The organism is Ruegeria sp. CG1, assembly GCF_056537265.1.
Genome location: NZ_JBQFRF010000002.1, coordinates 833,735 through 848,192 on the forward strand (window position 1 = coordinate 833,735; position 14,458 = coordinate 848,192).

Here is a 14,458-nt window from a genome sequence, read left to right on the forward strand (position 1 = left end):
TCAACGCTCTCCCGTGATGATGCGGCGAATATAGGTGTTGAGGATCACAGCCCCCAGCAGGATCACCCCAAGGAAGACCCGGAACAGCGAGCTTTCGACACCGGCAAAGAACAACCCCTGTTGCACCACGCCAAAGATCAACGCGCCCAGCGCCGCGCCCAGTACCGAGCCGTATCCTCCGGTCAGAAGCGCGCCGCCGATGACCACGGCGATGATCGCCTCGAACTCTTTTAGCAGACCCCGGTCAGCACCAGCCGATCCGAACTCCATCACCTGGCAGACAGCGAAGACAGTGGCGCAGAAGGCCGTGAACATAAACATCAGAATCTTGACCCGGTTCACAGGCACACCCGAGTTGCGCGCCGCCTCAGCATCCCCGCCCGAGGCGAAGATCCAGTTGCCGAACCGCGTTTTGGTGAGCAGCACGTGACCAAAGATGATCAGTGCGATCGCCCAAACGATCAGCATTGGAATACCATCCACAACTGGCTGACCGGCGCGAGTGCCACGCTCGAATACGGCGATGATCCCGGCATCCCCGAGCCATTGGAACAATCCCTGCAAAATTTTACCACCAAAGATCGGCGCCAGCCAATCGCCTTCGGCCGCGTCCTTTACGCCGCCAATGATAGTTTTACGCTCGATCACCTGCGGCAGGAAGATGGTGAAGCCGCGCAAGATGAACAGGAAGGCCAGCGTTACGATAAAGCTAGGCAGCCCAGTCCGGATCACGATCCAACCGTTCAGCGCGCCGATTGCCACCGCCATCGCAAACGTGACGATAATGGCCATCCAGACCGGCCACGCCAGCGTGACCGAAAAAATTGCGATCATCATGCCCGAAAAGCCGATCATCGATCCGACTGACAGGTCAAACTCACCCGCGATCATCAGAAGGCAGGCACCCACGGCGATGATCATGAACTGCGCCGAGACAACCGACCAGTTCATCATGCCCTGTGCATTGAACATGCCGCTGTCAAAAGCGAACAAAAGGAAGAAGGTGAAGACGGCAACGGTGCCGACCATCCCGCCAAGTTCAGGCCGGATCAAGGCCTTGCGCAGCGGCGATATTTCTTTAATCCGTTCGTCGGTTACAGCCGTGTTTTGAGCAGACTCGCTCATTAGAACGCCCCTCCGAGTTAAGCAGTGATTTTGCGTCAGATAGTTGTTGGCGGGCGCCGCTTTGGCGGGGCGCCCGCGCTGTAAGAATCAGCGGTACTCGCCAGCAAATTCTTCGATCTTGGTCAGACCATCAGCAGTTACGAAGCCGGGACCCGAATTGATGTTGTTGCCCGGCAAAACGCCATAGCGGTGGTAGTTGGTCATCACAACAACCGGCAGGTAAGCCTGCAGGAAGGGCTGCTGATCAATTCCCCACTGGATCACGCCAGACTTGATGCCTTTGACAATCTCACCACCCAGATCGAAGGTGCCGAAATAGATGTCACCGGCCATACCATTTTCTTCCAGCGCCAGAATTGTCGGATCAGCCGAGGTTGGACCCAGTGTCAGAACCGCATCAGTATCCGGGTTCGCCGACAGATAGGCCAGCACGCGGTTCTTGATCTCGGCTGGGTCCTGGCCGGCGTCGATCATCTGATCCCCCAGTTCAATGCCCAAGCCGTCTGCAAAGCCCTGACAACGTTCCTGGCTTGAGGGCTGAACGATATAGTGGTTCACACAAAGGAACGAGCCGATGCCGTCACCCTTGGCGCGCTGGCCTGCAGCAAATCCGGCATCATATTCGGGCTGACCCACATACATCAGGGCACCAACTTCCCGTGCCTGATCCGGCGTACCAGTGTTCATGATGATGACATCAACGCCCGCATCGACCGCTGATTTGATCGGTCCGCTCAGCACATCATAATCCGCCAACGTGGTAATGATCCCGTTCGGACCCGAAGCAGCCGCCTGATCGATAATCCGCGCCATATCGGCAAGGTCGCCAGTGGGCGGATTGCGGTATTCGACTTCGACACCCATCTGGTCGCCTGCCAGCGCGATGCCGTTCTTGATCGTGTTCCACCAGCTATCGCTGTCTGGCGCGTGGCTGACCAGAATGTATTTCTCACCTTCCGCCGCAGCGCCCGTAGCTGCGATCAGAGGCGTCGCAGCTACCGCCGCCGCCAGCGCCAACTTCTTCGTCAGTGAAGTCATGATGTCCTCCCAAAACTCATGTTATCGCGGATTGAGGCAGTCCTTCGCACCTCTCCGACTCGAGTTAGAGCATATCTGTCAAAATTTTGCAACCGGTTGCAAACGGTGTCAGATGTGTTTCATACTGTATCTGCCAAAGAATACAGGTAAAAGGACTGCCACTAAACGCAGGAAGGTCAGACGGATCATGGCTGTCACATTGAAAGAGGTTGCAGAACGCGCCGGCGTTTCACGCTCGGCGGTGTCGCGCACTTTCACCGATGGGGCCTCGGTTTCTGACAAGATGCGCCGAAAAGTCGAGAAGGCCGCGCGTGAGCTGGGATACAGCCCAAATGCACTGGCTTCATCTCTGACCACAGGCCGAACTAAGCTGATCGGGCTGGTCTCGAACAACTTCCACAACCCGATATTTCTTGAAGTTTTCGACCTCTTTACCAGGGGGCTGCAGGACCGAGGCCTGCGCCCGTTGCTGGTGAATCTGACCGACGAGGTTGAACCCGAAAATTCGGTACGAATGCTGCGCCAGTATTCGGTCGATGGCGTTGTCGTAGCGTCGTCGACCTTGCCGCCCGGCTTCGCAAAAGCGTTTCGGGATGCCGGCGTACCAGTGGTGCACAGCTTTGGCCGGTCATCCTCTTCACCGCAGGTTCATGTGGTCGGGATTGACAATGTGGAATGCGGACGCATGGCGGCCCGCGAGCTGGTCGCGCGTGGTTATACGAAAGTAGCCTTTCTAGGCGGGCCCGAGGCGGCGACCTCGACTCAGGATCGCCATGCGGGCTTCATGTCAGAGATGGCCCGGCATCCTAGCATTGACGTGACCTGCTCGTTTGCTGAGGCTTACTCATTCGATGCAGGTCGTCAGGAAATGCTACGCTTGCTCCAATCTGAGCGGGCTGATGCATATTTCTGCGGCGATGACGTGTTGTCCATCGGGGTGTTGTCCGCGATTCTGGATAGTGGCCTAAAGGTGCCCGAAGACATCGGCATCATCGGCCTGAACGACATGGAAATGGCACGGTGGGAGAATATCGATCTCACCACCATCCATCAGCCGATCCGGCAAATCGTGAGTTCTTCGATCGAGCTGATGGTGGCAACCCTGAACGAACCCGACCGATATCCGGAGGCGCGGATATTCCCATGTTCGGTGGTGGAACGGGGCACATTGCGCCCCGTATCTGAGAGTTAACGAAACATCGGTGGCCGGGCATCCATCCACGCGCTGCCCTGTTTCGCCGACTCGACCGCTGTATGCACAGCCGCCATCGACCGCACGCCGTCTGCCGCATTGGGCAAGCCGTCGCGGGTTTCCCCGGCAATAGCATCTGCGAGATCGCAATAGATATTCGCAACCGCCAACGGGAACCCTTCGGGATGCGCAATCGCCACCCGGCTGAGTCGTTGCGCGTCTTCATGCAGCCCGCCTTCGCCTTTTTCTATGATCTGCAGGCGACCACCAACAGGCGTGTAGATAAGCTGGTTCGGCTGCTCCGACGCCCATCGAAGACCGCCGGTTTCTCCGAACACCTGAATGTCGAACCCGTGCTGCCGACCGATGGCGACCGAAGAGGTCCACAACCGGCCAACAGCGCCTTTTGTCGTGCGGAAGTTGACCATGGCATCATCTTCAAGTTCACGGCTGCCAATGGTTGAAGCAAAATCTGCAGACAGGGTCTCAACCTCATCATCCGCAATGAATCCGGCCATGTGCATCGCGTGGATACCGCAATCAGCGAACTGCCCGGAAACACCCGCCATCGCAGGATCATAGCGCCAGCGCACGCGTGGATTGTCAGCATCAGTGGCGTCTCCGTGATGGCCGTGACTGAAATTGGTAACGACCAGACGGATTTTGCCGATCTCACCTGCGCGCACCATCGCGCGAGCCTGACGCACCATCGGATAAGCCGAGTAACAGTAGTTTACCGCGCAAATCTTCCCTGATTTCTCGGCGACTTTGACAATCTCTTCGCCCTCTTCCACCGTCATGGTCATGGGCTTTTCGCACAGCACGTTGAACCCGGCCTCAAGGTACGCTTTGGTGATCTCGAAATGCGTCGCATTTGGAGTGGCTACAGTGACCAGATCAATCCGATCCTCGCGCCCGCGCTCACCTTCCAGCATCTCGGTCCAGTCGCCGTAGGCTCGGTCTGCCGCGATACCCAATCGTTGGGCGTATTCGCGACCAATGTCAGGCCTGTGATCCAGCGCTCCGGCGGTGAATTGGAAATGCCCGTCCGCCAGCGCCCCCAACCGGTGCGCCGGTCCGATCTGGCTACCTTCGCCGCCTCCGATCATGCCCCATTTCAGCTTGGTCATGGTCTGGACCTCCTTAACTGAAACCAATTGATTCAAGGTATTCACGATTCTTCCGCGCGTCCCCTACAGGATCAGGGTCGAGCGTTGGGTCGCAATCCTGCTCGACCGTGCACCATCCTGTGAAACCAGCGTCCAGCAGCACCTGGCGAACGGTCGGAAAGTCCACGTCGCCGTCGCCCAGATTGCAGAAAATCCCCTGCCCGCAAGCATCATAGAAGCCCGTCCGATTGGCAATTACATCCGCTTTCACTGTCGGAGAGATATCCTTGAAGTGCATGTACGAGATCCGATCAACGTAGCGCTTCATGAAGCCGACCGGATCGAACCCGGCATAAGAGTGATGCCCCGTATCGAAGCAAATTTTAAGAAGGCTTTCATCGACCTCGTCCAGCAAACGGATAAGTTCAGGTTCAAAGTCCATGAAGCCCGCAGCATGAGCGTGCATCCCAACGGTCAGCCCGTATTCCTCGGACCCGATCCGCGCGCTTTCAGAAATCCGATCCCGGAACGCCGTCCACTCGGCCTTGTCCATCTGCTCAGCCTCATCGGCGCGACCAGCGGTTGGCGCGCGGCGGGGTGAGATCGCATCGATCAGCACCATGTGCTGCGCCCCATGCGCTTTCAATGCGCGAGCGGTGCGGTGGGTGGCGTCCAGCACGTCTTCCCACGCGTCGGGGTCGTGATAGTTGCGGAACACAACGCCGCCGATCAGTTCAAGATCATGCTCGGCCAGCGCATCGGCCAGCACCGCAGGGTCTTCGGGCATGAAACCCACCGGGCCGAGTTCGATACCCTTATACCCGGCCGCAGCGCATTCGCTGAGAACGGTTTTCCAATGCGGATTGCGCGGGTCCTGCGCAAATTCCACGCCCCAGGAACAGGGCGCATTGCCAATTCTGATGCTCATCTTGTCTTGTCTCCGATGCTCAGAAATCTTCGATATTTTTCCAGCTTTCATCCGCTGACGATGCCAATGCCGCAGCGACGACCCGGTTGACCTCATGCCCGTCGTGGAAGGTCGGCCAGACCGGTTTACCTGTCTCGATCGCGCGCAGGAAATCTCGCGCCTCGATGATGATCTGATCCTGATAGCCCGTGCCATGGCCCGGCCCTTGACAGAACGGCTCATAGTCCGGGTGCGCAGGGCCGGTCAGGATCTTACGAAAGCCACGCTCAGCTTCGGGACCCTCCATACGGTAGAGCCACAAAACGTTCTGGTCTTCCTGATCAAAGCGGATCGCACCCTTGGTGCCACTGATCTCATAGGCATAGCCCATCTTGCGCCCAGTCGCGATTCGACTGATATAGATCGATCCCATTGCTCCGTTCGCGAACCGCACCATCATCTGAGCGTGGTCGTCATTGTCAACTTCGCCACCCGGGCGGCTATTGTGCACGGTTTCGACCTCGGCCATCACGCGTGAAATCGGGCCGATCAAAGCCAGTGCGGCATTGATCATATGAGGCGCAAGATCACCCATCGTTCCGTTCGACATTCCTGTTGTACGCCAGGTTGCCGGGGCTTGAGGGTGCGCGTAGAAATCTTCGGTATGCTCACCCCGAAACCATGTGATGTCGCCGATCTCTCCTTCGGCTATCAGAGCGCGAGCGTATTGGCTGGCCGGGGTGCGGATATAGTTGAAACCAACCATGTTGGCCAAGCCCGAGGCCTCGGCCGCTGCTGACATCGCCGCACCATCCTCCAGCGACGCGCCCAAAGGCTTTTCACACAGCACCGGTTTGCCCAGCGCAAACGCTGCCTGAGCGATCTCGCGATGTGTTTCCGGAGGCGTGGCGATCACAACGGCCTCGACCTTCGGGTCGTTCACCAACACACGCCAGTCATCCGTCGAGCGCGCGAATCCATAGGCCTGACGATACCGCTCAGCGCTTTCCGGTGACGAGGCGCACACCATCTCTAACCGTGGTCGCAAGGCCGTGTTGAACACCGCCCCAACCGAGGACATGGCGACCGCATGAGCCTTGCCCATATATCCGCCGCCTAGAATGCCAATGCCGATCTCTGCCATTCCGACGTCCTCCCTCGCTTTTTCTTGAAAACCATTTGCAACCGGTTGCAAAACTTGTATCGTGAGAATAGGACTCTCGCAAGCTGCATTCGGCACTGCATCATAATTTTCCTAAAGGAGCCCGCAGACATGTCCGCGCAACACGAAACTGTTTACCTGACAACGGCGCAGGCGATCATTCGCTGGCTGTCGAACCAGTTTATAGAGATCGATGGTCAGGAATATCGCCTATGTGGCGGGGGCTTCGGGATTTTTGGTCATGGCAATGTGACCTGCCTGGGCGAGGCACTGAATACTGTCCGGGATGAGCTGCCGTTGTATCGCGGACAGAATGAACAGAGCATGGGATTCGCCGCCGCAGGCTATGCCAAGCAGTGGCTGCGTCAGCGATTCATGTTCTGCACCGCTAGCGCAGGCCCCGGCACTGCGAATCTGTTGACTGCTGCTGGACTGGCCCATGCGAACCGGCTGCCAATGCTGATGTTGTGCGGGGACACGTTCATCACCCGCTTACCGGATCCGGTTCTGCAGCAGATGGAGAACTACTATGACCCGACGTTTGGTGTGAATGACGCCTTCAAACCGGTCAGCCGCTATTGGGATCGCATCACGCATCCGGCACAGGTCATTCAATCTCTGCCCGCCGCTATAGCGACAATGCTGGACCCGGGCGATTGCGGGCCGGCGTTCCTCGGGTTGCCACAGGATGTGCAGGGTTGGACCTATGATTACCCGGTGAAGTTCTTTGAGAAAAAAGTGCATCGCATTCGCCGCCAATCTCCCGATGCTCATGAAATCGCCGATGCCGCTACCGCGTTGGCCGGCGCGAAACGCCCGATGATCATCGCGGGTGGGGGCGTGCAGTATTCCAAAGCCGTGACCGATTTGACCGAATTCGCCGAAAAGTTTCAGATTCCGGTCGTCGAAACCATCGCGGGCCGCGCCAATATGCTGGCGACCCATCCGCTGAACATTGGCCCGATCGGCGTCACTGGATCGGACAGTGCCAACGCAATTGCGGAACAAGCCGATGTGATTGTCGCCGTCGGGACGCGCTTGCAGGATTTCACAACCGGCTCGTGGACTGCCTTTGCCAAGGACGCTCAGTTCATCTCGATCAATGCTGCGCGGCATGATGCGGGTAAGCACATGTCCTTGCCAGTTGTTGGGGATGCCAAGCTGTCGATTCAGGCTCTAACACAGGCTGTTGACTATACCGCCCCGCCCGACTGGGTGGCTCTGGCACAAGTCGAGCGGCGCAAGTGGGATGCCTACGTGGCCGAAAATGTGTCTTACGGGAACCGTCCAAATTCCTATGCTCAAGCCATCGGCGTTGTGAACGAACTTTGCGACCCGCGTGACCGCGTGGTCGCCGCTGCCGGAGGTCTGCCCGCTGAAGTCACCGCCAACTGGCGCACGCTGGATATTGGCACCGTTGATGTTGAGTTCGGATTCTCCTGCATGGGCTATGAGATCGCAGGCGCTTGGGGCGCGCGCATTGCCCAATCTGAGCGTGAGCCGGATAAGGACACGATTACGTTTTGCGGTGATGGCTCATATCTGATGCTGAACTCGGACATCTATTCCTCGGTTCTGAGCCGCAAAAAGATGATTGTTCTGGTGCTGGACAATGGCGGTTTTGCAGTCATCAACAAGCTGCAGAACAACACAGGCAACGAAAGCTTCAACAACCTGCTGGAAGACTGCCCCACCATCCCCGAAGCCTTTGGCGTTGATTTCGCGGCCCACGCGGCCTCGATGGGGGCCACCAGCGAAAAGGTCGCGAACCCGGCAGAACTGGCCGAAGCGTTCAAGCGCGCCAAGGCCAGCGACAAGACTTATGTGATTGTGATGGACGTGGACGCCTATGAAGGCTGGACCACTGAAGGCCATGCATGGTGGGAGGTTGGAACGCCCCACACTTCGGCTGACGAGAGGGTTCGTGATGCTCATGTCGAATGGGAATCGACCCGCGAAAAACAACGCAAGGGCATCTGATGAAACGGTTCAAGGCAGAAACGGCTGACCCAGACTTCATTGTGGATGAATTGCTGAACGGTGATGGAGTCGTCGCAATCTCGGGCCTTTTCACCCCTGAAGAGATCGCCGAGGCACGTGCCATCGTCATGGCCGAATCCGAAACAGCGGCCGAGAAAGTGACCCATTTCCAAGGCGCTGCGGAAGAGGATGGCAAACTGAACCTGCAGCGGCGGGTCTGGAATCTGTTGGCCAAGGGCGACGTGTTTTCACGCATGGCTGCGCATCCGGTTCTGATGAAGATCCTCCGCAAGTTTCTGGGGACCGAGTTCATCATGGGCTCGATCGCTGCCAATCGCATCCTGCCGGGCGGGCCGGGGCAGGAGCCGCATGTCGACTATCCCTATTGGGACTTTCACAGCCCCGAAACGCATCCCGTCGGTCTGAATGGATCATTTCCGATGAATGCACAGGTCTCGGTTTTGCTGGACCCGTTCACCAAGGAAAGCGGCGCGACCGGCTATGTACCCGGATCGCAGAAAGAGCTGCGTTATCCCACGCCCGAAGACAAGTTCTATGACAAATGCGAGCAGATGACCGGTGAGCCTGGCGATGTTGCTCTGTTCTATGGCGTGACGTGGCATTGCGCGATGCCGAACAAAGCGGATCACGACCGCAGCGCGATCCTGATCCAGTACCTGCCCAAATGGGTTAAACCAATGGAAGATATGCCTGCTGCTCTGACGCAGGATTTCCTTGATCAGGCAAGTCCCGATCTGCGGCAGTTGCTGGGCCTGAACTATCCCTACCCCGAGGTGCTGGATGCCGCGCGGGCAGGCAATACCGAGGGGCGCACGTGACTCTGATCGAAGGTATAAAAGGTAACCGCTTTGCCGTGTTCGGCAGGGCCGGAATGGACATGTTTGCGGATCCGGTCGGAACCAAAAGCGAAGACGCACAAGTGTTTCGCGCCGATCTGGGCGGATCAAGCGCCAATATCTGCGCCGGACTGGTGAAGCTGGGATCGCAAGCGGCGCTGGTCACCTCGGTCTCGGATGATGCCGTGGGGCGGTTCTGTGTGAACCGGCTGCGCGACTATGGCGTTGAAACGAGATATGTCCGAGCTGTGGGTGGCGAGGCGCGTACGTCCTTGGCTGTCTACGAAAGTTGCATCGAAGACTTTCAGAATGTCATCTACCGCAACGGCGCCGCTGATTTCCAGGTAACCGAGGCGGATATGGATGAGGTCGACTACAGCGCCTTCTCAGCCCTGATCACGGCGGGCACGGTGTTTGCTGCGGAACCCTCACGCTCGGCCACCTTCCGCGCGTTTGAAAATGCGCGCGCCTCAGGCCTGCCGGTGATCTTCGACATCGATTACCGCCCCTATAGTTGGCCATCACCCGAAGTCGCCTCAGAGGTTCTGACCCGCGCAGGGAATGAAAGCGATCTTATCGTAGGCAATGATGAAGAGTTCGGCTTTATGGCGGGCGGCATCGAAAAAGGTTTAGACAAGGCCCGCGAATTGGCGGCCAACGGCAAGATGGTGATCTACAAGATGGGCCATGAGGGGGCCATTACGCTGGCAGACGGGCAAGAGGTCCGCACCGGCATCTACCCGGTTACCGCCGTGAAGCCCAACGGCGCAGGCGACAGTTTTCTGGCCGGTCTGCTGGCCTCGATCGCTGCGGGGCATGACCTGCGCGATGCGGTGCTGCGCGGTTCGGCCTGCGCGTCGATCGTCGTGTCGAAACCCGGCTGCGCCGGGGCCATGCCGACGACGCCCGAACTTGACGAATTTCTGGCCCAACACCCGGGCTCCACGGATACCTGAAAGGAGACGCAGATGCATATTGCGCCCCATGACAACCAGAACAAACCTATCGTCGATGCCGACCATGATCTGGTGCCGCTAAACTATTTCAACATCGTCAAACTGAAAAAGGGCGAGGTGTTCGAATATGCCGTACCGGGCTATGAGACCTGCATCGTGCCCGCTACCGGTACCGTGGATGTCGATGTGGACGGCGCGATCTATACCAACCTTGGCAACCGCACCATCGACGTCTGGGATGGCGAGCCCGAGGGCGTATACGTTCCCGTCGGCGCCAAGGTTCGAATAACCTGCATGACGGATGAAACCGAAACCTTCATCGCGGGCGCAAAATTCGACCGTGTGCTTGAACCCTTTGATGTCCGCGTACCCGAGCTGGATCTGGTGCAGTATGGATCGGACGACACCAAAACCCATCGAAAAATCAAACACATTCTGGGCGCGAACCATCACGACAAGGTCGGCCGCTTGCTGGTGTCTGAACTTTATACCGTGGGTCAGGGCGGCTGGTCCGGCTTTCCCAGCCACAAACATGACACCGACCGCAAAAGCGACGATGGCGAAATGATCGAAACCCGCCATGACGAAACCTATAATTTCCGCTTCCGGCCCAACTATGGTTCTGGCGTCCAGATGCTGCAGCGCGAAGACAACAAGCCGGGTGATGCCTATCACATCATGGATGGCTCGACGATCTTGCTGGACAAGGGCTATCACCCCTGCGCAGTTTTGCCGGGGTATGAAATGTACTATTTCACCATCCTCGGCGGGCTCAGTCAGCGCTCGCTGAAGCAGTATTTCCAACCGACCCATGCAGCCCAGCTGCATACGATCCCGGGCATTATGGACATGGTGGCCAAGTTCAAATGAGCCTTGTGACATTATCGGACGTGCTGCGACCCGCGCTGCGTGACGGCTATGCCGTGGCCGGGTTGGTGACGCTGGGCTGGGAGGATATGCGTGCCTACGTGGCCGCTGCAGAAGCCGAAGGCGTACCGATCATCCTGCAAGCCGGCCCATCATGCCGCGAACACACGCCGCTGCCGGTTCTGGGCAAGATGTTCCGCCATCTGGCCGAAGGGGCCAGTGTGCCTGTCGTGGCCCATCTGGACCATGGCTATACGTGGGACGAGTGCCGCATCGCCATCGACAGCGGCTTTACCTCGGTCATGTTTGACGGATCGCGCAAGCCTTTGGAACAGAATATCGCCGAGACCGCTGCAATTGCCGAGATGGCCCATGCCGCTGGTGTCTCCTGCGAGGGGGAAATCGGTTTTGTCGGCTATTCGGGTGGTGAAGGTTCGGACGGAACCGACCCGGAGGAAGCCGCGCAATTCGCCCGAGAGACCGGCGTGGATGCAATGGCGATCTCGGTCGGCAACGTCCATTTGCAGCAGAACAAAGAGGGCGGTCTGGACGAGGCCCGTATCCGCGCCATTGAAGCCGTGACCGATATACCTCTGGTAATCCATGGCGGCTCGGGCGTGCCGGTTGCGCAACGTGCTGCGCTGGCGCGCGGATCGAAAATCTGCAAATTTAACATCGGGACCGAGCTGCGAATGGTCTTTGGGAATGCCCTGCGAACGGCCGTGAATGCCGATCCGGACAGGTTCGACCGCGTTCAAATACTGAAAGATACACATGAACCGGTGGTCAAGGCGACGCGCCGGGTACTGAAAGCGTTCAAAGGGGCATGACATGCTGAATATCGGGCTATTGGGGTGCGGGCGGATCGGTCAGGTTCATGCGCGCTCGATCGGGCAGATTGATGGCGCACGGGTGAGCGCAGTGGCGGACGCATTCACAGAACCGGCTCAGATGCTGGCCGACAAAACTGGCGCACAGATCCTGTCGGCGGACGAACTGATCGAAAGCAAAGATGTCGATGCTGTCGTCATCGGTACTCCGACCGACACCCATTACGATCTGATCCATAAAGCGGCGAATGCCGGCAAAGCGATCTTCTGCGAAAAGCCGGTGGACATGTCCGCTGACCGCATCCGCGACTGCATCAAGGTGGTCGAAGCCACCGGCGTGCCCTTCATGACGGCCTTCAACCGCCGCTTTGATCCGAGCTTTGCCAATATTCAATCCCGCATCGCCGAAGGTGAGATCGGCGCGGTCGAAATTGTCACCATTCTGTCCCGCGACCCCTCGCCGCCACCGATCAGCTATATCGAAAGCTCGGGTGGGTTGTTCCGCGATATGATGATCCATGACTTGGATATGGCACGTTTCTTGCTGGGCGAAGAACCTATCAGCGTTTACGCTGTTGGATCATCGCTCGTCGATCCCGAGATCGGCAAAGCCGGAGACGTCGACACCGCAGCCGTAACCCTGACGACGGCCAGTGGCAAGATTTGCCAGATCTCCAACTCGCGCCGCGCCAGCTATGGCTATGATCAGCGCATCGAAGTGCATGGCGAGAAGGGCATGTTGCGGGCCGAAAACATGTTGGAGAATGCGGTTGAGGTCGCGACTCCGTCGGGTTTCCGCAAAGCCCCCGCCCAGCATTTCTTTCTTGAACGCTACGAAGGCGCCTATCAAGCCGAGATGGCCCATTTCACTGCCGCTGTGTCCGGATCAGGACAACTTGCACCAAGTATCATCGATGGGCTGCGGGCTCAGTTGCTGGCCGATGCGGCGGATGCGTCCTTGAAGCAGGGCACCGTTATCAGCCTCGCTTGAGGTTTTTGGGAAATAATCGAGGTTCAAGGTACGACGCGCCAAACTCGTACCCCCTCAAGAAATCATCAGACATCTTCTAGGCGCGCCGTATCGTTTTGGTATCTGGGCGAGATGTCCGGAATGTGTCTGAAAGATTAATTTTCCCAACTACGGGGAACCCCCAATATACGGGCCTACACGCATCGCATAACCTGAACTCAACGGACCACTTTCACTGATCCGTGTATCCCCTTCAGAGGGGTTGGCTCGACCCCCTCGCCGACCCCTCTGCTAGGTGGAATGTGAGGCGACGCTTTCAGTCTTATACCGCTACCGCGAGATTTGGACGAGGCGGGCTTTTTTCGGGCTTTAGACCTGTTCACTTTGTGCGTCGACGGCGTCACCGATCAACGAAAAAGAAGTGCTTGCTGGTTTTTTATTGTTTAATTTCTATGCTTTACAATCAAACCTCGACACCCCGAGAGAACAGTTGTCACGAGCGCGACAATGCGCGCCTAAAGGCTCCACAACTTTGCGGTGCTATATTAGATCGCTGAAACAAGCGCATTCACGGCTCCGGCAAAACCAGCCACTGCCACAATACTCGCCAAAATGACGCAAAGGATTTCCAACGCACTGAGTTTCATATCGGCCCCCACCGGAATGCTGCACACTGCATAGAGCAAGTCTTGAAAGGCGAAAAGTGAGCTTATGTTTACGTTGCGGAAACTTGCTATCCAGGCAGCGCTTACTTGCTCAGATACCGCTCTCAGGCCGTTAGTTGGGGTCGTTCTAATGGCATTTCTATCTTGACCTGTTGCACCTCTGCATCGCCGATTGCACATCATTCGGCGCGCAACGATCAATGGAAAGAGACCTGAAACTGCGCACATAGAATCTAATGGCGCTGTCGAGGTACACCCTAACTACACCCAGATGCGCGATACAAAGGGTTTGAACGCGCATTGTATCAACAGTGTGTTTCATTCATTGGACGATCAGAAGACTGCTCGTGGGGCGGCATATCGAACCAAGTAACCCCCTCAAATCCAGTTGGAAAAACTAGAAAGTGCTAAAAATAAAGACATGCCGCCCACAGTGGCAAGATGGCATTATGGCAAAAATGTGTCCACGGCTAAATTCGAAACTCTTAGTTCGCGAATTGGAAACAAGATGTTTCGGAAAGATTCTCGGGACCACTGAAAACCCTGCACTTCGAAGGCGGTCAGTGATGAAAGTTTGATTTCAACTGATAACTCTACTACATCACTCACTCTTCTAAGAGGCATGCTGACAAGCGGATCGTCGTTGTCTTTTTGTCCTTCTCAGCAGAAACAACGATACTACGATCTTTAGGTTATGAGCCTGACGAATTTTGATCGTTAATCGAACAGTCCGGTGGGCTGTTTTTAGTCTGCACGGGCTGCTCTGGGATTTTCTAAAGTTGGTTGCGGGAGCAGGATTT

Annotated in this window: 12 protein-coding genes; 7 read left to right on the plus strand and 5 right to left on the minus strand. The window is 57.2% G+C overall.

Going from position 1 to position 14,458, the window contains the following annotated elements:
• Entirely contained in the window at positions 1 to 1,125 is a 1,125-nt protein-coding gene (locus ACR0AU_RS09515; protein WP_170395008.1) for an ABC transporter permease, read from the minus strand.
• A gap of 87 nt (positions 1,126 to 1,212) precedes the next feature.
• Complete coding sequence (locus tag ACR0AU_RS09520) at positions 1,213 to 2,163, minus strand: sugar ABC transporter substrate-binding protein (protein ID WP_170395010.1); 951 nt, start codon at positions 2,161 to 2,163, stop codon at positions 1,213 to 1,215.
• A gap of 187 nt (positions 2,164 to 2,350) precedes the next feature.
• On the opposite strand from ACR0AU_RS09520, the gene ACR0AU_RS09525 reads away from it, so the two are divergent.
• Entirely contained in the window at positions 2,351 to 3,355 is a 1,005-nt protein-coding gene (locus ACR0AU_RS09525) for a LacI family DNA-binding transcriptional regulator (protein ID WP_170395012.1), read from the plus strand.
• Here the strand turns inward: ACR0AU_RS09525 and ACR0AU_RS09530 are convergent.
• Genes ACR0AU_RS09530 through ACR0AU_RS09540 form a run of 3 tightly spaced genes read right to left on the minus strand, consistent with a single transcriptional unit; the run spans position 3,352 to position 6,515 of the window.
• Entirely contained in the window at positions 3,352 to 4,485 is a 1,134-nt protein-coding gene (locus ACR0AU_RS09530; protein WP_170408589.1) for a Gfo/Idh/MocA family protein, read from the minus strand. The genes ACR0AU_RS09525 and ACR0AU_RS09530 overlap by 4 nt on opposite strands.
• A 13-nt stretch (positions 4,486 to 4,498) precedes the next feature.
• Entirely contained in the window at positions 4,499 to 5,392 is an 894-nt protein-coding gene (locus ACR0AU_RS09535) for a sugar phosphate isomerase/epimerase family protein (RefSeq protein ID WP_170515248.1), read from the minus strand.
• 19 nt (positions 5,393 to 5,411) lie between these two features.
• Entirely contained in the window at positions 5,412 to 6,515 is a 1,104-nt protein-coding gene (locus ACR0AU_RS09540; RefSeq protein WP_170395018.1) for a Gfo/Idh/MocA family protein, read from the minus strand.
• 129 nt (positions 6,516 to 6,644) lie between these two features.
• On the opposite strand from ACR0AU_RS09540, the gene iolD reads away from it, so the two are divergent.
• The 6 genes from iolD to iolG are packed head-to-tail and all read left to right on the plus strand — an operon-like array spanning position 6,645 to position 13,014.
• Complete coding sequence (gene iolD / locus ACR0AU_RS09545; RefSeq protein WP_480795606.1) at positions 6,645 to 8,513, plus strand: 3D-(3,5/4)-trihydroxycyclohexane-1,2-dione acylhydrolase (decyclizing); 1,869 nt, start codon at positions 6,645 to 6,647, stop codon at positions 8,511 to 8,513.
• Positions 8,513 to 9,352: a phytanoyl-CoA dioxygenase family protein gene (locus ACR0AU_RS09550; RefSeq protein WP_480795607.1), complete on the plus strand. Its 840-nt coding sequence runs from the start codon at positions 8,513 to 8,515 to the stop codon at positions 9,350 to 9,352. Before iolD ends, ACR0AU_RS09550 begins: the two co-directional genes overlap by 1 nt.
• The gene (gene iolC / locus ACR0AU_RS09555; RefSeq protein ID WP_170395024.1) at positions 9,349 to 10,326 is read left to right on the plus strand and encodes a 5-dehydro-2-deoxygluconokinase; all 978 of its coding nucleotides are present in this window, start codon (positions 9,349 to 9,351) and stop codon (positions 10,324 to 10,326) included. The genes ACR0AU_RS09550 and iolC overlap by 4 nt, the downstream gene beginning before the upstream one ends.
• A 12-nt stretch (positions 10,327 to 10,338) precedes the next feature.
• Positions 10,339 to 11,196 (plus strand): 5-deoxy-glucuronate isomerase, encoded by an 858-nt coding sequence (locus ACR0AU_RS09560; RefSeq protein ID WP_170395026.1) that lies wholly within the window; start codon positions 10,339 to 10,341, stop codon positions 11,194 to 11,196.
• Positions 11,193 to 12,023 carry a class II fructose-bisphosphate aldolase gene (locus tag ACR0AU_RS09565; protein WP_170733964.1) on the plus strand — a complete coding sequence of 277 codons (831 nt, stop codon included), beginning with the start codon at positions 11,193 to 11,195 and terminating at the stop codon, positions 12,021 to 12,023. Before ACR0AU_RS09560 ends, ACR0AU_RS09565 begins: the two co-directional genes overlap by 4 nt.
• A gap of 1 nt (position 12,024) precedes the next feature.
• Entirely contained in the window at positions 12,025 to 13,014 is a 990-nt protein-coding gene (iolG, locus tag ACR0AU_RS09570; protein WP_480761032.1) for an inositol 2-dehydrogenase, read from the plus strand.
• Positions 13,015 to 14,458 lie beyond the last annotated feature (1,444 nt).

What these genes read in the sequence shown, in the direction of transcription:
- iolD (WP_480795606.1), top strand. Translation starts at nt 6,645, where the DNA reads ATGTCCGCGCAACACGAAACTGTTTACCTGACAACGGCGCAGGCGATC.
- ACR0AU_RS09550 (WP_480795607.1), top strand. Translation starts at nt 8,513, where the DNA reads ATGAAACGGTTCAAGGCAGAAACGGCTGACCCAGACTTCATTGTGGAT.
- ACR0AU_RS09525 (WP_170395012.1), top strand. Translation starts at nt 2,351, where the DNA reads ATGGCTGTCACATTGAAAGAGGTTGCAGAACGCGCCGGCGTTTCACGC.
- ACR0AU_RS09520 (WP_170395010.1), bottom strand. Translation starts at nt 2,163, where the DNA reads ATGACTTCACTGACGAAGAAGTTGGCGCTGGCGGCGGCGGTAGCTGCG.
- ACR0AU_RS09515 (WP_170395008.1), bottom strand. Translation starts at nt 1,125, where the DNA reads ATGAGCGAGTCTGCTCAAAACACGGCTGTAACCGACGAACGGATTAAA.
- iolG (WP_480761032.1), top strand. Translation starts at nt 12,025, where the DNA reads ATGCTGAATATCGGGCTATTGGGGTGCGGGCGGATCGGTCAGGTTCAT.
- ACR0AU_RS09535 (WP_170515248.1), bottom strand. Translation starts at nt 5,392, where the DNA reads ATGAGCATCAGAATTGGCAATGCGCCCTGTTCCTGGGGCGTGGAATTT.
- ACR0AU_RS09560 (WP_170395026.1), top strand. Translation starts at nt 10,339, where the DNA reads ATGCATATTGCGCCCCATGACAACCAGAACAAACCTATCGTCGATGCC.
- ACR0AU_RS09530 (WP_170408589.1), bottom strand. Translation starts at nt 4,485, where the DNA reads ATGACCAAGCTGAAATGGGGCATGATCGGAGGCGGCGAAGGTAGCCAG.
- ACR0AU_RS09540 (WP_170395018.1), bottom strand. Translation starts at nt 6,515, where the DNA reads ATGGCAGAGATCGGCATTGGCATTCTAGGCGGCGGATATATGGGCAAG.
- ACR0AU_RS09565 (WP_170733964.1), top strand. Translation starts at nt 11,193, where the DNA reads ATGAGCCTTGTGACATTATCGGACGTGCTGCGACCCGCGCTGCGTGAC.